The following is an 18,345-nucleotide window of genomic DNA, read 5'->3' as shown; positions in this document are numbered from 1 at the left end:
CCCCTCGGCGTGGCCCCGGCACACGGTCCGGACGGCGCCGACGTCCCCGTCGGTCGGCCCACGCGGGGTGACCCGCGTGCTCGAAGCGGCCTCCCGTTGCGTCGGCACCGTCCGTCCTCGTGCATCCCCCACAGTGCCGCCGCGGGAAGCCGGGCGCCACCGATTAAAAGCGGACGTACGCCGCGTTACCGACGGCTCGCGGTCACTCCTCCCCGGCGAGGGTCAGGGAGCGCAGCTTCTGGCCGGCGTACCAGGTGGCGAGCACGGTCACCGCGGCGAGCAGCACCGTCGCGGTCGGCAGACCGACGTCGGAGGTCACCATGTCCCCGTCGGCGACCTTCTGGGCCACCGCCAGCGACCACTGCTGGACGCTCAGCGTGCGGGCCCCCGGCACCAGGGAGCCGAACAGGGCCTCCCAGACGAGGGCGTAGACGAGCCCGAAGACCACCGCGTGCCGGGACACCGTGCCCAGCAGCAGGAACAGCGCGGCGTAGGCGATGGAGGCGACCAACGCGGCGATCGTGTAGGCGATGGCGACCTGCTGGCCGTTGCCGTTGAGGATCAGGCCCGCGAGGAGCGTGGGCACGGCGGAGAAGACCATGGTCACGGCTATGGCGACGATCAGCTTGGTGAAGATGATCGTCGGCCGCTTGATCGGCTTGGACAGCAGATACACCACCGAGCCGTCGTCGATCTCGGGGCCGATGGCGCCGGTACCGGCGATGACGCCGATGATCGGCACCATGGTGGCGAGGGCGAACCCGCCCAGCACGTCGACCGAGGTCTGGTCGTCGGCCCCGGCGAGCGCGCGCACCGCGACGGCGATGACGAGCAGCAGCAGGGGGAGCACGCCCAGGATGAGGGCCCGGCGGCGGCCGAGCAGGGCCCGGTAGGTGAGTCGGGCGACTGTGGGGTCGTACATTCTTCGGCCTCCTACGCCGCGACGAGATACGAGAAGACGGACTCGAGGGACTCGTCGGACGGCGAGACCGTGAGCAGCCGGATGCCGTGGTCGCGGGCGACCTTCGGCAGCAGGACCGTGAACCGGCCGAAGTCGACTGCCTGGATGCGCAGGGCTCCCTCGGCGAGGTCGACCTCGATGCCGGACGTCGACGGGTCGGCGATCAGCGCGGCCGCGAGGGCCCGGTCGTCGCTGGAACGCACCAGGTAGCGGTGCGGCCGGTCGGTCATCAGGCGACGGATCTTGCGGAAGTCGCCGCTGGCCGCGTGGCGTCCGGCGACGATGACCTCGATGTGCCAGGCGAGCTGTTCGACCTCTTCCAGGATGTGCGAGGAGAACAGCACGGTGCGGCCCTCGTCACCCATGCGCCGCAGCAGGTCCATCAGCTGCATGCGCTGGCGCGGGTCCATGCCGTTGAACGGCTCGTCGAGCAGGAGCAGCGACGGCTGGTGGACGAGGGCGGACGCCATCTTCACGCGCTGGCGCATGCCCTTGGAGTACGTGGCGATCTTCCGGTCCTGGGCGTAGGCCATCTCCACGGTGGCGAGGGCCTCGTCGGCCGCCTTGGCCCCCAGCCCGTGCAGTTCGGCGTTGGCGAGGACGAACTCGCGGCCGGTGAGGAAGTCGTACATCGCCTCCCGCTCGGGGACGATGCCGATGTGCTTGTAGATGTCCTCGTTGCGCCAGACCGCCTGGCCGTCGAGGGTGACGCTGCCGGTGGAGGGGGCGAGGAAGCCGCCCATCATGTTGATGAGGGTGGACTTTCCGGCGCCGTTGGGGCCGAGCAGGCCGGTGACGCCGGGGCCGATCGTCATGGTGATGTCGTTGACGGCGACCACGTTGCCGAACCAGCGGGAGACGTGGTCGATGTTCAGCGTGGTCACAGTCCCACCTTCTTGTAGCGGCGCATCAGCATGCCGTAGGCGCCGGCGATCAGGCCGAGGGTGACGAGGACGTAGACGGCGCCCTCGCCGTTGCTCGGGCCGACCCCGCTGGGGAAGGCCGAGGTCGCTCCCAGGAAGGCCGATGAGACTCCGTCGATCAAGGTGATCGGCGAGAACAGGCCTATCCAGGCGACGGCTCCGGAGCTGCCCTGGACGTCCGCGATGGCCTGGAGCGTGGAGACCGCCCCGTAGGTGATGGTCAGGACTGCGATGACGGCCGCGATGCCGAAGCCGCGACGGGGGGTGACCGACGCGACGACCAGGCCGAGGCCGGCGAAGAGCAGGGAGAGCAGTGCCACGGAGACCAGCCCCTGGGCGAACCCCTTGGTCTGGTCCGCGAAGTCGAGTTTGGCGAGCAGCGCACCCACGTAGAGCACCAGCAGGGGTGCGGCGGTGAGGATGAACAGGGCCGAGGCCAGCGAGGCGTACTTGGCGCGCACGTAGTCGGAGGTCTCGATCGGCCGGGAGAAGTACAGCGGCACGGTCTTGAAGCGCAGGTCGCGCGAGACGGACTGGGGGGCCTGGGCCGCGACGTAGAGACTGATGACGGCCTGCAGGACGATCGCGTAGCGCGTGTAGTCCACGGGCAGGTCGTCGGCCTTGGTGGCGACGGCGACCGCGACCATGATGCCCGCCGGGAGGCACATCACCACGAACAGCAGCATCGGCAGCACCTTGGACTTGGCCGAGCGGCCGAGGCCGTAGGCACCGCGCAGGGACTGCGAGTACAGCGAACGGCGGGCGTAGGCGCGGCCGAGGCGGGGGCCGTCGTAACTGCGGTAGCCGATGTTGTGGATGCGGGTCTGGTCACCCGGCACCGTGGCTGTGGGCTGTTCAGCTGCCATGGCCGACCGCCTCCTTCCGTGCTGCGTCGCTGTCGGTGAAGACCTCCGAGATGTGGTGCCGGCGCTGCTCCATGCGCACCAGGCCGACGCCGAGGTCCGCTATGACGTCGCGGACCAGGTCGTAGGTCTCCTCGCCCGCCGAGGTGAGCAGCAGGACGTGGCCGGCGCCGGGCAGGCCGCTGCCGTCCTGGACGGTCACCCCGCGCGCGTCGAGCGCGTCGCGCACCGCGAGGGTGCCGTCGGGGTGGGCGTCGGTGTCGGTGACCTCGATCGCGAGGGTCGTGGTGGTCTGGGTGAAGTCCGTGGTGGAGCTGGAGCGCAGCAGCTTGCCGCCGTCCACGACGACGACGTGGTCGCAGGTGCGCTCGAGCTCGCCCAGCAGGTGCGAGGTGACCAGGACGGAGATGCCGAAGTCGGTGTGGATGCGGCGGATGAGGCCGAGCATCTCGTCGCGGCCGACCGGGTCGAGGCCGTTGGTCGGCTCGTCGAGGAAGACCAGCTGGGGGTCGTGGACGAGGGCCTGCGCGAGCTTCACACGCTGCTTCATGCCCGTCGAGTAGCCGCCGATGGGACGGTAGCGCTCCTCGTAGAGGCCGACGTGGCGCAGGGTGTCGGCGGTGCGCTCGCGGGCGGCGGTGGGCGGCAGGCCGGACATGCGTGCCATGTGGACGACGAACTCGGTGGCCGAGACGTCGGGTGGCAGGCAGTCGTGCTCCGGCATGTAGCCGACCCGCTCGCGGATGTCGGCGCCCTTGGTGGCGACATCGAGTCCGAGCACTTCGGCCCGGCCCTCGGTGGCGGAAGACAGACCCAGCAGGATCTTGATCAGGGTGGACTTGCCGGCGCCGTTGGCACCGACGAGTCCGGTCACACCGGGTCCGACGTCCACGGAGAGCCGGTCGAGCGCGGTCACCCGGGGGAACCGCTTGCTCAGGCTTTCGGTCGCGATCACAGTCACATCGATGACAGTAGTGACGTCCGCCACTGCGGTCGTCAGACCGCAGAGCCGTCTTGGCGTCAGTCTCGAGTAGTACGGGCCCGTAGGGGATGCCGTACCTGAGAGCCACGGCGCCGGCTTCCGAGTCCGCACCGACCACCCTATTGACGATGGGTCTAACAACTGGGAGATTCGGCGGCGTCACGTTACGGGCGAGTAGCACGGTCGGCGCGGACCGCGCCGGGACGGTGGGACGGGGGTGACACGGCATGGGTGGCACGACGGCGACGGCGACGGCGATGACGATGACGACGGCGACCGGACTCCGCGCGGGACTGCGGGGGTTCCGCGAGGTGCGGCGCCTCGCCTACGAGTGCGCCGACTCCGTGGCCGCCCGGCGGGAGCCGAGAATGCCGTTCATCCTGGACCTGGCACCCGTGTACCGGGGATGCACCGCCGACATCGGCCGCTCCGGGGCGCTCGGCCCGTACCGCTTCTCCGCCCACCCGCCCCGCGCGGGGCTGTGGGCGGTCGAACCCCGCCCCGGTCTCCGGGGTACGGGCGCGAAGTTCGAGGAGATCCTGGTCGTCACCGACTCCGCGGATCCCGAGGAGAGCGCCTTCTGGCTGGACGACGATCTGCCGCACGTGCGGCGCTGGGCGGAGGAGACATGACGGTGCTGGAGGGTGCGCGGGAGCGCCGGCTGCGCACGGGCGGGGTCGAGCTGTGCGTGGCGGAGCTGGGCGATCCGCGGCGGCCCACGGTCGTCCTGGTGCACGGCTACCCGGACAGCAAGGAGGTCTGGTCCGAGGTCGCCGCCCGCCTGGCCGGCCGCTTCCACGTGGTCCTCTACGACGTCCGCGGCCACGGCCGGTCCACCGCGCCGAGCCCGCTGCGGGGCGGGTTCACGCTGGAGAAGCTGACGGACGACTTCCTGGCGGTGGCCGACGCGGTCAGCCCTGACCGTCCCGTGCACCTGGTGGGCCACGACTGGGGCTCGGTGCAGTCCTGGGAGTTCGTCACGGTCAAGCGCACCGAGGGCCGCATCGCCTCCTTCACCTCGATGTCCGGACCCTCCCTCGACCACTTCGGGCACTGGATCAACAAGCGCCTCAGGCGTCCCACCCCGCGCCGGGTCGGACAGCTGCTCGGCCAGGGCGCCAAGTCCTGGTACGTCTACCTGCTCCACACCCCCGTGCTCCCGGAGCTGGCCTGGCGCGGCCCCCTCGGCAAGCGCTGGCCGGGCATCCTGGAGCGCCTCGAGAAGGTGCCCGGCGGCGACTACCCGACCCCGTCGCTGCCGTCGGACGCCGCACACGGGGCGTGGCTGTACCGGGACAACGTCCGGCCCCGGCTGCGCAGGCCGCGCGAGGACGCCTACGCGCACGCGCCCGTGCAGCTCATCACACCCCTCGGCGACGCCTTCCTGTCGGAGCGGCTCTACGACGGTCTTGAGCAGTGGGCGCCGTCGCTCACCCGGCGCACGCTGCCCGCGAAGCACTGGGTGCCGCGCACCCGGCCGGACCGGCTGGCGGACTGGATCACGGAGTTCGTCACCGCCACCGAGGACGGCCGGTCCGAGATCGCGGCGAACGGGAGGTACGCGGACCGCTTCGGCGGGCAGTTGGTCCTGGTCACCGGCGCGGGCAGCGGCATCGGGCGGGCGACGGCCTTCGCGTTCGCCGAGGCCGGCGCGCGCGTGGTGGCCGTCGACCGGGAGGCCGAGGCCGCCGCCCGGACCGCGGAGCTGTGCCGGCTGATCGGCGCGCCGGCCGCCTGGGCGGAGGCCGTGGACGTCTCCGACGAGCAGGCCATGGAGAAGCTGGCGGCCAGGGTCGCCGCCGAGTACGGCGTGGTGGACGTGCTCGTGAACAACGCCGGGATCGGGCTGTCCGGCTCCTTCTTCGACACCACGCCGGAGGACTGGAAGAAGGTCCTCGACGTCAACCTGTGGGGTGTGATCCACGGCTGCCGTCTGTTCGGCCGGCAGATGGCCGAGCGCGGGCAGGGCGGCCACATCGTCAACACCGCGTCGGCGGCGGCCTTCCAGCCCTCCAGGGTGCTGCCCGCCTACGCCACCTCCAAGGCGGCCGTGCTGATTCTGAGCGAGTGCCTGCGTGCCGAGCTGGCCGACCAGGGCATCGGCGTCACGGCGATCTGCCCCGGCCTGGTCAACACCAACATCACCTCCACGGCCCACTTCGCGGGCGTGGACGCCGAGGAGGAGAAGCGCCGGCAGCAGCGCGCCGCCCGGCTGTACGGGGCGCGCAACTATCCGCCGGAGAAGGTGGCGGACGCCGTACTGGAGGCGGTCGTGCGCAACCGGGCGGTGGTCCCGGTGACGCCGGAGGCGCGCGGTGCTCACCTCGTGTCCCGCTTCGCACCCCGGGTGCTGCGGCGCCTCGCCCGGGTGAAGCCGCCCCTGTAGTTTCCACAGGATCCCCCAACCATCCTGTGGATAACTCGACTTGACTGTGGATCAAACCCTGGCGCCAAAATCGATCGCGTGACACGCGTCTCACTAGGCAGGCTGGTGTCATGCAACAGGAACGCACGGTGAAGGTGTCCAAGTATCTGTCGAAGCACCTGCGCCACCAGCCGGAGAGGATCGGCCTCACGCTCGACGAGGGCGGCTGGGTCGAGATCGACACACTCGTCGCCGCGGCGGCCGCGCACGGCTTCCGCTTCACCCGCCAAGAGCTCGACCACGTGGTCGCCACCAACGACAAGCGGCGCTTCGCGGTGGAGGGGACCCGCATCCGGGCCAGCCAGGGCCACAGCATCGAGGTGGATCTCCAGCTGCCCGTGGCCACCCCGCCGCCGTACCTCTACCACGGGACCGTGGCCCGGCATCTGGAGGCCATTCGCGCCGAGGGCCTGCGGCCGATGAACCGGCACGACGTCCACCTCTCGCCGGACCGGGAGACCGCGACCCGGGTCGGAGCACGCCGTGGCCGGCCGGTCGTCCTCCCGGTGGACGCCGCCGCCATGCACCACGACGGACACCTCTTCCACGTCAGCGCGAACGGGGTCTGGCTGACGCAGCACGTGCCGTCCCGCTATCTGCGCTTTCCCGCTCCGCACTGACCCAGCATGATCGAAGGCATGGAGCACCTGCCCACCACCCAGGCCGCCGTCACCGCCCTCCGCGCCGTCGCCCAGGAGTACGCGCTGGAGATCGAGGTCACCGACGACATCGGCGCCGACCAGACCTCCCGCCACAGCGCCGCCGGGGTGGGAGTGACCACCGACACCGACGGCTCTCTCCCGCACGAGGCGTTCGTCGAGTTCGGCGGTGCTCCCCGGGTGAGCGTCCGGCTCTTCCACGAGGGCGATGCCCTGATCACCGTCGAGAACGTGGAGTTTCCTGATGTCGAACGCGACGACGTGCCCGCGTTCCTGCGCTCCGTCTTCGGCGGCCTCGCCCACGTCCACGGGCGCCGCTTTCCGCCCGGATACCGCCTGATCGTTCCGTTGCCGGGCGACCGGGCCCACAAGGAGCACGTGTCGATGCTCCTCCTCACCCCGTGGCTGAGCAGTCGCGTACGGTGACGACGGACGCTGTTTCACGTGAAACCGGGGGACGGCCGCTCAGGCTCGGAGACATGAGTCTGAGCCTGAGCACCGTGATCCTTCCGGAGAACCGTCTGGGCAGCGGGGTAGTGCCCGGACCTGATCGCACCAGAGAGCGCGTGTCCACCAGTCGTCCCTCTCCAGCCAATTCCGCTGCGGGAGTCTGGTCCGGTGTGATGTTGTGACGGGGGCCCGCCCCTGATTGACGCAGGGGCGGGCGTCCTATCGGCTCAGGACCTGGTCAGCCGGCGCATACGGTGAAGTCGACCGTGTCGCCCTTCTTGACGGTCTTCGGGGCGTGCGGGGACACGCCGAGCACCGAGCCCGGCTTGCAGCCCTTGACGGCCTTCTCGGTGACGGTGCCGAGCGTCGTCTGCGTCTTCTGCATGTACCTCTTGGCCTCGTACTGGCTCCAGCCCGCGAAGTCGATCGGGACGCTCTGGCCGTTGGAGAAGAGGTACAGCATGGTGGTGGCGTCGCTGCTGGTGGCGTCGCTGTTGGTGGCCGCGCTGTTGGTGGCCGCGCTGGTAGCCGCCGGGGTCGAGCTGCTGCCGCCGGCTACCGAGGTGGCCAGGGCGGTGCCCCCGCCCGCAGCGATGAGGGCGGCGGCAACGGCGGCGACGCCGATGGTGCGCCTGCGCCGGGTGCGGCGCAGGATCTGGGACGCGTCGAAGTCGGGGGCGTTGGCGGAGTTCGCGAATCGGTCCATGGCGTTCATCAGTTCCTCTTCGAAAGGTGTGCAGCCGGAAGGCCGTGCGTCGCCGTAAGAGGTCATCGGATTCCTTCCGTGTGCTGCCGTGGCGAAGGGGCGGAGAGCACGGGGATCTGACTTCTGAGTTTCTCGATCCCACGAGCCAGCTGGGAGCGCACCGTGCTGGGCGATATGCCCATGTCGGCTGCGATCTCGGTGTCGGAGAGGTCGTGGAAGTACCGCAGCACCACGACCGTGCGCATCCGCATGGGCAGTTGTTGCAGGGCGCGCACCAACTGGTCCCGGTTGTCCACCTGGCCGAACTCGTCTCCCGCAGCGGCCTTGTCGTCGCTCTCCGGATCGGAGGTCATGCCCAGACGGCGGAACCTGCGCCAGCGGTCGTTGGCCAGGTTCACCATGATCCGCCGCACATAGAGGTCCGGAGCGTCCTTCCCTGCGATGGTGCGCCATTTGCGGCAGGCCCGCTCCAGGGTCTCCTGGACCAGATCCTCCGCTGCCTCACGGTTGCCCGTCAGGACGAAGGCTCCCCGGAACAGCGCGGTCGACCTCGCGGCGACGAAAGCCTGGAAGTCCGTCTCCATACGCTCCTCCCTTCCTGTCACCCCTCCTCGACGTGAACACCGCCTCATCTGCTGCACGACTGCACTGAGACCTGGGTCACAGGCCTCGAAGCGGCGTCACCACCACAGGTCAAGGTCGTACGACGCGACCTCGTGCGCGACGTCCGTCGGCTCGGCCGACCGCCACGAGCCGCCCGCCCACAGGGATTAAGGTCACGGCATGCGTCTGAGCACTGTCATCCTGCCCATCCACCGCTGGGCCGAGGGCCGGAAGGTCTGGCGCCGGGCCGAGGAGCTCGGCTTCCACACCGCGTACACCTACGACCACCTGTCCTGGCGGAGCTTTCGAGATCAGTCGTGGTTCGGCGCTGTGCCGACTCTCACCGCAGCGGCTGCGGCTACGGAAAGCATCCGCATCGGCACCCTCGTCACCTCGCCGAACTTCCGGCACCCGGTGACGCTCGCCAAGGAACTGATCTCCCTCGACGACATCTCCGGCGGCCGGATCACCCTCGGCATAGGAGCGGGCGGCACCGGCTTCGACGCCACGGCGCTGGGCCAGGAGCCGTGGACGCCGCGCGAGCGGGCGGACCGGTTCGGCGAGTTCCTGCCGTTGCTCGACCGGCTGCTGACCGAGGACGCCGTGTCGTACGAGGGCGACTTCTACTCGGCACACGAGGCCCGCAACATCCCGGGGTGTGTACAGCGGCCCCGGCTGCCCTTCGCGGTGGCCGCGACCGGCCCGCGGGGTCTGGCGCTCGCCGCCCGTCACGGCCAGGCATGGGTGACCACCGGCGACCCGAAGCTGTTCGAGAACGGCACCCCCCAGCAGTCGGACCGGGCGCTGCGGCAGCAGGGCGACCGGCTGGCCGACGCCTGTGCCGCGATCGGCCGCGAGGCGGGCGAGCTGGAGCGGGTCCTCCTCACCGGCTTCACTCCGGAGCGCAGCCGCCCGCTGGAGTCCGTGGACGCGTTCGTGGACTTCGCCGGACGCCACCGCGACCTGGGCTTCACCGAGCTGGCCGTCCACTGGCCGATCCCCGACTCGGACTTCGCCGCCGACGAGAAGGTCTTCGAGCGGATCGCGATGGAGGCACTGGCCCAGCTGAAGGAATGAGGGCACGGAATCGAGCGGGGTGGGGAGCCGGGAGCGACTCGGAGCCAGGAGCGACTGGAAGCCGGGAGCGACCGGGCAGGCCGGGCAGGCCGGGAGCGACCGGGCAGGCCGGGCAGGCCGGGCAGGCCGGGCAGGCCGGGCAGGCCGGGCAGGCCGGGCAGGAGAGCCGTAGCTCACATATGTGCGGACCCGCGCACGGGCGTGCACGCATATGCGTGACAATGACCGGGTGACCTCAGCGACCCGACAGCCCGAGCCCCCGGCCGCCGCCACCCGCCCGCGACTCATCGCCACCGACCTCGACGGCACCCTGCTGCGCGACGACAAGTCGGTCTCCCCGCGTACGGTCGCCGCGCTGGCCGCCGCGGAGAAGGCGGGCCTCGAGGTCTTCTTCGTCACCGGACGCCCCGCCCGCTGGATGGACGTGGTCAGCGCCCACGTCCACGGGCATGGCCTCGCCATCTGCGGAAACGGTGCCGCCGTGGTCGACCTGCACGGCGGCCCCGGCAAACACAGGTTCGTGAAGGTCCGCGAGCTGCCCCAGGAGAACGCGCTGGACGCCGTACGGCTGCTGCGGGAGGCGGCGCCCGGCACGGTGTTCGCGGTCGAGCAGACGTACGGCTTCCACCAGGAGCCGGCGTACCCGAAACTGCACATGGAGGTCCCCGACGACCTTCTGCCCGCCGAGGAGATCCTGGCGCCGGGTGGGCGCGCCGCCACCGAGCCCGTCCTCAAGATCCTTGCCTTCCATCCGGAGCTCGACCCCGACGGCTTCCTCACGCTGGCCCGCCTCGCCGTCGGCGACCGCGCCAACGTCACCCGGTCCAGCCCCAGCTCCCTGCTGGAGATCAGCGGCCCCGACGTCTCCAAGGCCAGCACGCTCGCCCTGTGCTGCGCCGAGCGCGGCATCTCGCACGAGGAGGTCGTGGCCTTCGGCGACATGCCGAACGACGTCGAGATGCTCACCTGGGCGGGACGGTCGTACGCGATGGGCAACGCCCACCCGGACGTGATCGCCGCCGCGTCGGGGCGGACGGTCGCCAACAACGACGACGGGGTGGCGGTCGTGATCGAGCGGATGCTGGCGGACCTGCCCTGACCTCCCACCTCGGCGGACCGCCCGGTGCCGCCCCGCACCCGTGGCTGTCACAGCGGCACCCCGCGCTGTGACAGCCACGGCACCGGGTCCAGCGCCGAACCCATCTCCGGGGTGACCCGGACCTCGAAGTGCAGGTGGGGACCGGTGGAGTTGCCGGTGCTGCCGGACTGCCCGATCCACTGCCCGGCGTCGACCCGGTCGCCCTGGTCGACGGCGACGGCGGCAAGGTGCGCGTACTGCGTGTAGTAGCCGCCCGCGTGCTCGATGACGACCTGGATGCCGAAGGCCCCGCCGCAGGACACCTTCAGGACCCGGCCCGTGCCGACCGACCGCACCGGTGTCCCGACCGGCACCGCGAAGTCCTGGCCGGTGTGCCGGTGCGCCCACCGCGATCCGCCGCTGCCGAAGGACGCCGACAGCTCGTAGGCCTCGACCGGGGCCACCCAGGCCTGGCCCGAGGGCATGTCCGGCTGGTCGAGGCGGACCGCTCCGGGGCACGCGCCGGCCGCGACGGAGGAGTCCGCCTGCCCCTCCAGCCGTGACCGGACCGCCTCCAGCTTGCTCTCGATCTCCTTCTTCAGCTTCGCCAGGTCGGCGTTGCGCTTGTCCAGCGCCTGCCAGGCCGCCCGCGCCTTGGCCTCCTCGGCGGCGAGCCGGGCCTCGGCCCGCAGGTTCTGCCCGATGGCCCGGTCGACGGCCAGATTCGCTCGGGAGACGGCCCGCTGACCGCGCATCAGCTCCTCGGGGTCGTCGGCGAGGAGCATCCGCGCGGTGAGCGGAAGCCCGCCGTCGCGGTACTGGGCACGGGCGATACGCCCCAGGTCCTCGTGCATGGCATCGGTCCTCTGCCGTTGCCCGTCGAGCCGACGCTCGTACTCCAGGGCCCTCGACCGTTGCGCCTCGGCCTCTCGCCGCCCGTCCTCGTACTGCCGGGTGGCCTTCGCCGCGTCCTCGTACAGTCGCGCCACCTGCGGGCCGAGGCCGGTGCCGGGCCCGGCGTCCCCGTCCATGCCGTCGGTGGGGCGGGCGGCGAGCAGGGCCAGTGCGCACAGCAGCACCGGAACCAGCAGCGGACGTCGGCGGGATGAGCACATGTCAGCGATCGTGGACCTGCTCGGCGCCCGGGGTCTCGTTCAGGTCGTACGAGTGGGGGACCCGTTGCTGCACACAGCTCAGTGCGGCTGCTGCACACGGGGTAACGCGGCGTCGGCGGCGCTCAGTACGGCGCCTCCCACAGCACCGTCGTGCCACCCCCGTCCGCCCCGATGCCCGGCCCGAGCCGACTGGCGCCGCCCACGGTCTCGGCGCGGCGCTCCAGGTTGTGCAGGCCGCTGCGCCGACCGCCCTCGGGAACGCCGACACCGTCGTCCGCGACGGTCAGCCGGACGCCCGGCCGGCCGTCCGGCAGAGTCACCGTCGCGTCCACGACCACCTCGATCCGGCCGGCGTGGGCGTGCCGGAAGGCGTTGGACAGGGTTTCGCGCAGCGCGGCGATGAGGTTCTTGCCGGTCAGGTCGCCGACGGCGGTGTCGACCGGGCCGAGGAAGCGGTGCGAGGGCGTGAAGCCCAGCGGGGCGGCGGCCATGCTGATCTCGCGCAGTACACGGGTGCGCAGTCCCGTGGGCACCTCGGCGGGCTGCTGGAGCGCGAAGATCGCCGAGCGGATCTCCTGGATGGTGACGTCGAGTTCGTCGACGGCTCCACCGACCCCGTCGCGCACCTCGGGCACGGCCGACCTGCGCTGGGCGCTCTCCAGCATCATCCCCGTCGCGAACAGCCGCTGGATGACGAGATCGTGCAGGTCCCGGGCGATCCGGTCCCGGTCCTCGTACACGGCGAGCCGCTCCCGGTCACGCTGGGCCTCGGCCATCATGAGCGCCAGCGCGGCCTGCGAGGCGAACTGGTCGCCGAGCGCTCGCTCCGTCCGGGTGAACGGGCGCTCTCCCCGGGCGCGCGGCATGACCAGGCTCCCGAGGACCTTCCCGTCCCGGCACAGTGGCACCAGCATGACCGGACCGTAGGAGCGCGCCGGTCCGGCGTTCAGGCGCGGGTCGGTGGCGGCGTCGTCCACGAACACGGCGCGTCCGGCGAGCAGTTCCGCCACGATGCCGTTCTCCGGTGGGATGACCGCGCCAAGGGCGTTCGTGGGATGCGGTGCGTCGACGGCCACGATCTCCAGGCCGCCCCCGTCGGCCGGCAGCAGGACGATCCCGGCGGCCGCCCCGGAGAGGCGGCGGGCCTGCTCGGCGACGATCTGCAGGGCGTCGTCGGTGTCGCCGCCGGACAGCAGGGCGGTGGTGACGGCGACCGATCCGTCGATCCACCGCTCCCGCTGCTGGGCGGCCTCGTGCAGTCGCGCGTTGCCGATGGCGATACCGGCCTCCGTGGCCAGGACCCGGACCATGGCGAGGTCGTGGTCGTCGAAGGGCTCGCCCCCGTGCTTGTCGGTCAGGTAGAGGTTGCCGAAGATCTCGCCCTGCACCCGGATGGGAACCCCCAGGAAGCTGCGCATCGGCGGATGGTGCTCGGGAAAGCCGCACGAGCGCGGGTCCTGGGTCAGGTCGGTCACCCGGACCGGCTCGGGGGCGCGGATGAGCGCGCCGAGCAGTCCCCTGCGGCCGTCCGGGAGGCGGCCGACGCGCTGGACCGTCGCCTCGTCGAGGCCGTGGTGCACGAAGTCGGCGAGGCCGTCGCCGTCCTCGTCGGCGACGCCGATGGCCGCGTAGCGGGCGTGCGCCAGGTCGGCGGCCGTCTCGCAGATCCGGTGCAGGGTGGAGTGCAGCTCCAGTCCGCTGCCGACGGACCGCATCGCGTCCAGCAGTTTCGGCACCCGTGCCAGTAGTTCGGCCGAGGCTCCCGCACGGGGCGGCGGGGAACCGGGAGGCGGCGCCTGAGGCATGACCCCGAGCCTAATGAGACCTTTTTGTTCACGAAAGTCGTATTGCGGCATATTTTCGCGGACCCGTGGCCGGGTCGGCCGGTCACACCGCTCCCACCAGCAGTTCCGCGGCAGCCTCCCGTCCGGCCATCTCCCGCAGCGGCCCCGGAACGGCCGCCAGTTCCTCGTACGTACCACGCTGCACGACCCGACCGCGGTCCAGGACGATTACCTCGTCCACGGCCCGCAGCCCCGCGAGCCGGTGTGTGATCAGCAGGCTCGTACGGCCCTCGGTGGCGGCCAGCAGATCGGCGGTGAGCGCGTCGGCGGTCGGCAGGTCGAGGTGCTCGGCGGGCTCGTCGAGCACGAGGACGGGGAAGTCGGCGAGCAGCGCCCGGGCCAGGGCGAGCCGCTGGCGCTGACCGCCGGACAACCGGGCCCCGTGCTCGCCGACCAGCGTGTCCAGACCGTCGGGCACACTGTCGGCCCACTCCAGCAGCCGGGCCCGCGCCAGCGCGTCGCGCAGCTCGGCCTCGGTGGCGTCCTTCCTGGCCAGCAGCAGGTTCTCGCGCACCGAGCTGTCGAAGAGGTGCGCGTCCTGGGCGCACAGCCCGACGAGGCGCCGTACGTCGTCGCCGGCCAGGGCGTAGGCGTCGACACCGGCCAGCGTGTAGGAGCCCGCCGCCGAGTCGAGGAAGCGCAGCAGCACCTGGGCGAGGGTCGTCTTGCCGGACCCGGACGGACCGACCACGGCGACGCGGCGCCCCTTCTCCAGGGTCAGGTCCAGCCCCGCCAGCGCGTCCCTGTCCTGCCCGGGGTGACGCGCGGCCAGCCCTTCGAGGACCACCGGGAACGGCGAGGCGGGCGCCTGCCCGGGCCTCTCCGGCTCGCGCACCGGCTCCGGGGCGTCGAGCACCTCGTAGACGCGCTCGGCGCTCCTGTGCACACGCTGGCGGTACTGCACGGCGAGCGGCAGTCCGAGGACGGCCTCGAAGGCGGCCAGCGGGGTCAGGACGACGACGGCCATGGCCACGCCGGCGAGCCGGCCGTCGGCGACCGCCTGGATCCCGACGAGGGCGGCGCCCGCGACGGTCAGGCCGGAGACCAGCGCGGTGAGCCCGTCGCCCAGCGCGGTGGCCGTGGCGGCACGCGAGGCGATCCGGGTGAGGGCGCCGTCGGCCCGCCGCGCCTCGGCGGCACGACCGGGCAGGGCGCCGGTGACGGTCAGCTCGGCGGTACCGGTGAGCAGGTCCGTCACCCGGTTGGCGAGCACGCCCCTCGCGGGGGCAAGCCGGCGCTCCGCGCGCCGTGCCACGGCCGCGGTGAGGAGCGGAACACCGACACCGGCCGCGAGCAGGCCGACCGCGAGCACGACGCCCGCCTCCGGCAGCAGCCAGGCCGTGAACCCGACCGAGGCGGCGGAGACGACCAGCGCGCTTCCGGCGGGCAGCAGCCAGCGCAGCCAGTAGTCCTGCAAGGCGTCGACGTCGGTGACGAGCCGGGACAGCAGGTCGCCCCGGCGGCTGTGGCGCAGCCCCGCCGGGGCCAGCCGCTCCAGCCTCCGGTACACGGCGACCCGCGTGTCGGCCAGCATCCGCAGCACGGCGTCGTGCGACACCAGCCGCTCCGCGTAGCGGAACACGGCCCGCCCGATGCCGAAGGCCCGCGTCGCCGTCACGGCCACCATGAGGTACAGCACCGGCGGCTGCTCGGAGGCCCGCGAGATGAGGTACCCCGAGGTCGCCATCAGGCCGACGGCGCTGCCGAGTGCCAGGCTGCTGAGCAGCAGCGCCAGGCCGAGCCGCCCGCGCCGGGCGCCCGACATGGCGCGGACCCGGGGCAGCACGCCTCCCCGCACCATCGCGGCGGGCTCAGCGGGCCCGGCGGACGCGGAGCGCGGCTCGTCGAAGGAGTCCGGAGCGGCGGCGCGCGGGCTGACCTGCGCAGCGACCGGCGGCCCGCTGGTGTCCTCGGCCCCGGCGTCGCTCGCCGGCACGTCCAGCCGCACCACCCGGTCGGCGACCTCCAGCAGCGCCGGACGGTGCACCACCAGCAGGACCGTCCGCCCCTGTGCCAGCCTGCGGACCGCGTCCACGACCTCCGCCTCGGTGGCACCGTCCAGGGCCGCCGTCGGCTCGTCGAGCAGCAGCACCGGCCGGTCCGCGAGAAACGCCCGGGCCAGCGCCAGCCGCTGCAGCTGTCCCGCGGACAGACCGGTTCCGTCCTCCCCGAGGACGGTCGCCGTGCGCTCGGGCAGCGCGTCCACGAATTCCAGGGCGCCCGCGTCCCGCAGGGCCCGGCGCAGGGCGGTGTCGTCGGCGTCGGGCCGGGCCAGCCGTACGTTCTCCGCGATGGTGCCGGCGTACAGGTACGGGTGCTGCGGCACCCAGGCGACGCGGGTGTGCCACTGCGCGACATCGAGCGAGGCGAGGTCGGCTCCCCCTACCCGGACCCGCCCCCCGGCCGGGGACACGAAGCCGAGCAGGGCGTTCAGGAGCGTCGACTTGCCCGCCCCGCTGGGACCGACGAGTGCGACCGTCTCCCCGGGCTCGACGGTGAAGTCCACGTCCGTGACGGCCGCCGCGGCACGTCCGGGATAGCGGACCGTCACGCCCTCGAAGCGCAGCGCATTGTCCGCCGGAACCGGGCCGGTTCCCGACGCCGGTACCGGACGCTCCAGCACCGAGAAGATGTCCTCGGCGGCGGCGAGACCCTCGGCCGCCGCGTGGTACTGCGCCCCCACCTGCCGCAACGGCAGATAGGCCTCGGGTGCGAGGACCAGCACGACCAGGCCGTCGTACAGGGCCATGTCCCCGTGGACCAGGCGCATACCGATGGTGACGGCGACGAGGGCGACGGACAGCGTGGCCAGCAGTTCCAGCGCGAAGGACGACAGGAAGGCGATCCGCAGGGTGCGCATGGTCGCCTGGCGGTACTCGCCGGTGATGCGTTTGATCGACTCGGCCTGCGCCTTGGCCCGGCCGAAGACCTTCAGCGTGGGCAGCCCCGCGACCACGTCCAGGAAGTGTCCCGACAGCCGCGACAGCAGCCGCCACTGGCGGTCCATCCGGGACTGGGTGGCCCAGCCGATCAGCATCATGAAGACCGGGATGAGGGGGAGGGTGCCGACGACGATGGCCGCCGACACCCAGTCCTCGGTGACGATGCGGGCCAGCACCGCCACGGGCACGACCACCGCGAGGCCCAGTTGCGGAAGGTAGCGCGAGAAGTAGTCGTCGAGGGCGTCGACTCCCCTGGTGGCGAGGGCGACCAGGGAGCCGGTCCGCTGTCCGCCCAGCCAGCCGGGGCCGAGCGCGGTGGCCCGTTCCAGCAGTCGGCCCCGCAGCTCCGACTTGACCGCCGCGCTGGCCCGGTGCGCGGCCAGTTCGGTGAGCCAGCCGACCAGCGCCCGGCCGCAGGCGACGGCCACCAACAGCAGCAGCGGGGTGCGGAGTCCGGCGGCCGTCGTGCCGTGCTGGAAGGCGCCGACCACCACCTCGGCGACGAGCATGGCCTGGGCGACGAGCAGTCCGGCCCCGACGGTGCCCAGGACGACCACCGCCGCCAGGAAGAACCGCGTGGCGCGGGCGTACCGCAGAAGACGTGGATCGATGGGTTTCACGTGAAACAGGCCTTCCTGCCCGGCGGGATGCGTTCCAGCGTTTCGCAACGTTTCACGTGAAACGCACCCCAGGACTCAGTGCGCGGCGTCGGCGAGGTGCTGGGTGCCGATGCGCTTGCGGAACACCCAGTACGTCCAGCCCTGGTAGAGCAGGACGACGGGCGTGGCGATCACGGCCAGCCAGGTCATGATCTTCAGCGTGTAGGCGCTGGACGAGGCGTTGGTGACGGTGAGGCTCCAGTCCGCGTTCAGCGTCGACGGCATGACGTTCGGGAAGAGCGTCAGGAAGAGCATCGCCACGGCGGCCACGATGGTGACGCCGGACAGGGCGAACGACCAGCCCTCCCGCCCCGCCTGGTTCGTCATCAGCGCGGCGACCAGGGCGGCCACGGCCACCACGAGGGCGACCAGGCTCTTGGCGTCCCCGCTGGCGGCCTGCGTCCAGAGCAGGAAGGCGAGGGCCAGTACGGCCGTGACCAGACCGACCCGCAGCGCCAGGGTCCGCGCCCGCTCACGGATCTCACCGACGGTCTTGAGCGCGGTGAACACCGTGCCGTGGAAGGTGAACAGCGTCAGCGTCACCAGGCCGCCGAGGAGGGCGTACGGGTTGAGCAGGTCCCAGACCGAGCCGACGTACTCCAGGTTCCGGTCGATCTCCACGCCGTGGACGATGTTGCCGAAGGCCACGCCCCACAGGAACGCGGGGAGCAGCGAGGTCCAGAAGATCGCCGTCTCCCAGTTGCGCTGCCAGTTCTCCTCGGGCCGCTTCACGCGGTACTCGAAGGCGACCCCGCGGACGATCAGGCAGACCAGGATGACCAGCAGGGGAAGGTAGAACCCGGAGAAGAGCGTGGCGTACCACTCGGGGAAGGCGGCGAAGGTGGCACCGCCGGCCGTGAGCAGCCACACCTCGTTGCCGTCCCACACGGGCCCGATGGTGTTGATCAGCACCCGCTTCTCGGCCCGGTTGCGGGCGAGCAGCTTGGTGAGCACCCCCACCCCGAAGTCGAAGCCCTCCAGGAAGAAGTAGCCGGTCCACAGGACGGCGATCAGAACGAACCAGACGTCGTGCAGTTCCATGACTGTGCAGCTCCCTC

The 18,345-nt window shown here is 71.8% G+C and carries 16 protein-coding genes; 6 read left to right on the top strand and 10 right to left on the bottom strand.

Annotated features, from left to right (window positions below):
* Positions 1-202 precede the first annotated feature (202 nt).
* Genes C4J65_RS16835 through C4J65_RS16820 form a run of 4 tightly spaced genes read right to left on the bottom strand, consistent with a single transcriptional unit; the run spans position 203 to position 3,702 of the window.
* Positions 203-922 carry an ABC transporter permease gene (locus C4J65_RS16835; protein ID WP_115743147.1) on the bottom strand — a complete coding sequence of 240 codons (720 nt, stop codon included), beginning with the start codon at positions 920-922 and terminating at the stop codon, positions 203-205.
* Positions 923-933: 11 nt separating this feature from the next.
* Positions 934-1,845, bottom strand: a complete 912-nt coding sequence (locus tag C4J65_RS16830) for an ABC transporter ATP-binding protein (protein ID WP_115743146.1) — start codon at positions 1,843-1,845, stop codon at positions 934-936.
* Positions 1,842-2,750, bottom strand: coding sequence for an ABC transporter permease (locus C4J65_RS16825; protein WP_115743145.1), 909 nt, complete (start codon positions 2,748-2,750; stop codon positions 1,842-1,844). Before C4J65_RS16825 ends, C4J65_RS16830 begins: the two co-directional genes overlap by 4 nt.
* Positions 2,740-3,702, bottom strand: coding sequence for an ABC transporter ATP-binding protein (locus C4J65_RS16820; RefSeq protein WP_115743144.1), 963 nt, complete (start codon positions 3,700-3,702; stop codon positions 2,740-2,742). The genes C4J65_RS16825 and C4J65_RS16820 overlap by 11 nt, the downstream gene beginning before the upstream one ends.
* Positions 3,703-3,992: 290 nt before the next feature.
* Here C4J65_RS16820 and C4J65_RS16815 point away from each other — a divergent pair, with 290 nt between their 5' ends.
* From C4J65_RS16815 to C4J65_RS16800, 4 genes are all read left to right on the top strand, one after another.
* Positions 3,993-4,361 (top strand): hypothetical protein, encoded by a 369-nt coding sequence (locus C4J65_RS16815; RefSeq protein ID WP_115746489.1) that lies wholly within the window; start codon positions 3,993-3,995, stop codon positions 4,359-4,361.
* Positions 4,358-6,115 carry an SDR family oxidoreductase gene (locus C4J65_RS16810; protein WP_115743143.1) on the top strand — a complete coding sequence of 586 codons (1,758 nt, stop codon included), beginning with the start codon at positions 4,358-4,360 and terminating at the stop codon, positions 6,113-6,115. The genes C4J65_RS16815 and C4J65_RS16810 overlap by 4 nt, the downstream gene beginning before the upstream one ends.
* Positions 6,116-6,225: 110 nt before the next feature.
* Positions 6,226-6,774, top strand: a complete 549-nt coding sequence (locus tag C4J65_RS16805; protein WP_115743142.1) for an RNA 2'-phosphotransferase — start codon at positions 6,226-6,228, stop codon at positions 6,772-6,774.
* Positions 6,775-6,780: 6 nt separating this feature from the next.
* Positions 6,781-7,239, top strand: coding sequence for a hypothetical protein (locus C4J65_RS16800; protein ID WP_115743141.1), 459 nt, complete (start codon positions 6,781-6,783; stop codon positions 7,237-7,239).
* A 262-nt stretch (positions 7,240-7,501) separates the two neighbouring features.
* On the opposite strand, the gene C4J65_RS16790 is transcribed toward C4J65_RS16800, so the two are convergent.
* Together C4J65_RS16790 and C4J65_RS16785 are read right to left on the bottom strand one after the other, a co-directional pair.
* Positions 7,502-7,969 carry a PASTA domain-containing protein gene (locus C4J65_RS16790; protein ID WP_240330444.1) on the bottom strand — a complete coding sequence of 156 codons (468 nt, stop codon included), beginning with the start codon at positions 7,967-7,969 and terminating at the stop codon, positions 7,502-7,504.
* 62 nt (positions 7,970-8,031) lie between these two features.
* Positions 8,032-8,553, bottom strand: a complete 522-nt coding sequence (locus C4J65_RS16785) for a SigE family RNA polymerase sigma factor (protein ID WP_115743138.1) — start codon at positions 8,551-8,553, stop codon at positions 8,032-8,034.
* 199 nt (positions 8,554-8,752) lie between these two features.
* Between C4J65_RS16785 and C4J65_RS16780 the strand changes: the two genes are divergently transcribed.
* Together C4J65_RS16780 and C4J65_RS16775 are read left to right on the top strand one after the other, a co-directional pair.
* On the top strand, positions 8,753-9,649 hold the full coding sequence (locus tag C4J65_RS16780; RefSeq protein ID WP_115743137.1) for an LLM class flavin-dependent oxidoreductase: 897 nt from the start codon (positions 8,753-8,755) through the stop codon (positions 9,647-9,649).
* A 211-nt stretch (positions 9,650-9,860) separates the two neighbouring features.
* Positions 9,861-10,748: an HAD family hydrolase gene (locus C4J65_RS16775; RefSeq protein ID WP_162833209.1), complete on the top strand. Its 888-nt coding sequence runs from the start codon at positions 9,861-9,863 to the stop codon at positions 10,746-10,748.
* Between the two features lie 47 nt (positions 10,749-10,795).
* On the opposite strand, the gene C4J65_RS16770 is transcribed toward C4J65_RS16775, so the two are convergent.
* The 4 genes from C4J65_RS16770 to cydB all read right to left on the bottom strand — a co-directional run bounded on the left by C4J65_RS16770 (position 10,796) and on the right by cydB (position 18,328).
* Entirely contained in the window at positions 10,796-11,842 is a 1,047-nt protein-coding gene (locus tag C4J65_RS16770) for a M23 family metallopeptidase (protein WP_115743135.1), read from the bottom strand.
* A gap of 122 nt (positions 11,843-11,964) precedes the next feature.
* Complete coding sequence (locus tag C4J65_RS16765) at positions 11,965-13,647, bottom strand: GAF domain-containing protein (protein WP_115743134.1); 1,683 nt, start codon at positions 13,645-13,647, stop codon at positions 11,965-11,967.
* Between the two features lie 82 nt (positions 13,648-13,729).
* On the bottom strand, positions 13,730-17,248 hold the full coding sequence (gene cydD, locus C4J65_RS16760) for a thiol reductant ABC exporter subunit CydD (protein ID WP_115743133.1): 3,519 nt from the start codon (positions 17,246-17,248) through the stop codon (positions 13,730-13,732).
* A 75-nt stretch (positions 17,249-17,323) separates the two neighbouring features.
* Entirely contained in the window at positions 17,324-18,328 is a 1,005-nt protein-coding gene (gene cydB / locus C4J65_RS16755) for a cytochrome d ubiquinol oxidase subunit II (RefSeq protein WP_115743132.1), read from the bottom strand.
* Positions 18,329-18,345 lie beyond the last annotated feature (17 nt).

The sequence above is a fragment of the Streptomyces sp. CB09001 genome (assembly GCF_003369795.1).
Taxonomy (GTDB): domain Bacteria; phylum Actinomycetota; class Actinomycetes; order Streptomycetales; family Streptomycetaceae; genus Streptomyces.
This window is presented reverse-complemented; position numbering and strand designations above follow the sequence as displayed.

Excerpts from the sequence above, each read along its gene's own strand:
- C4J65_RS16775 (WP_162833209.1), top strand. The coding sequence starts at position 9,861 with ATGCGTGACAATGACCGGGTGACCTCAGCGACCCGACAGCCCGAGCCC.
- C4J65_RS16815 (WP_115746489.1), top strand. The coding sequence starts at position 3,993 with ATGACGACGGCGACCGGACTCCGCGCGGGACTGCGGGGGTTCCGCGAG.
- C4J65_RS16835 (WP_115743147.1), bottom strand. The coding sequence starts at position 922 with ATGTACGACCCCACAGTCGCCCGACTCACCTACCGGGCCCTGCTCGGC.
- C4J65_RS16790 (WP_240330444.1), bottom strand. The coding sequence starts at position 7,969 with ATGGACCGATTCGCGAACTCCGCCAACGCCCCCGACTTCGACGCGTCC.
- C4J65_RS16805 (WP_115743142.1), top strand. The coding sequence starts at position 6,226 with ATGCAACAGGAACGCACGGTGAAGGTGTCCAAGTATCTGTCGAAGCAC.
- C4J65_RS16770 (WP_115743135.1), bottom strand. The coding sequence starts at position 11,842 with ATGTGCTCATCCCGCCGACGTCCGCTGCTGGTTCCGGTGCTGCTGTGC.
- C4J65_RS16780 (WP_115743137.1), top strand. The coding sequence starts at position 8,753 with ATGCGTCTGAGCACTGTCATCCTGCCCATCCACCGCTGGGCCGAGGGC.
- C4J65_RS16765 (WP_115743134.1), bottom strand. The coding sequence starts at position 13,647 with ATGCCTCAGGCGCCGCCTCCCGGTTCCCCGCCGCCCCGTGCGGGAGCC.
- C4J65_RS16785 (WP_115743138.1), bottom strand. The coding sequence starts at position 8,553 with ATGGAGACGGACTTCCAGGCTTTCGTCGCCGCGAGGTCGACCGCGCTG.
- C4J65_RS16810 (WP_115743143.1), top strand. The coding sequence starts at position 4,358 with ATGACGGTGCTGGAGGGTGCGCGGGAGCGCCGGCTGCGCACGGGCGGG.
- C4J65_RS16800 (WP_115743141.1), top strand. The coding sequence starts at position 6,781 with ATGATCGAAGGCATGGAGCACCTGCCCACCACCCAGGCCGCCGTCACC.
- C4J65_RS16825 (WP_115743145.1), bottom strand. The coding sequence starts at position 2,750 with ATGGCAGCTGAACAGCCCACAGCCACGGTGCCGGGTGACCAGACCCGC.
- cydB (WP_115743132.1), bottom strand. The coding sequence starts at position 18,328 with ATGGAACTGCACGACGTCTGGTTCGTTCTGATCGCCGTCCTGTGGACC.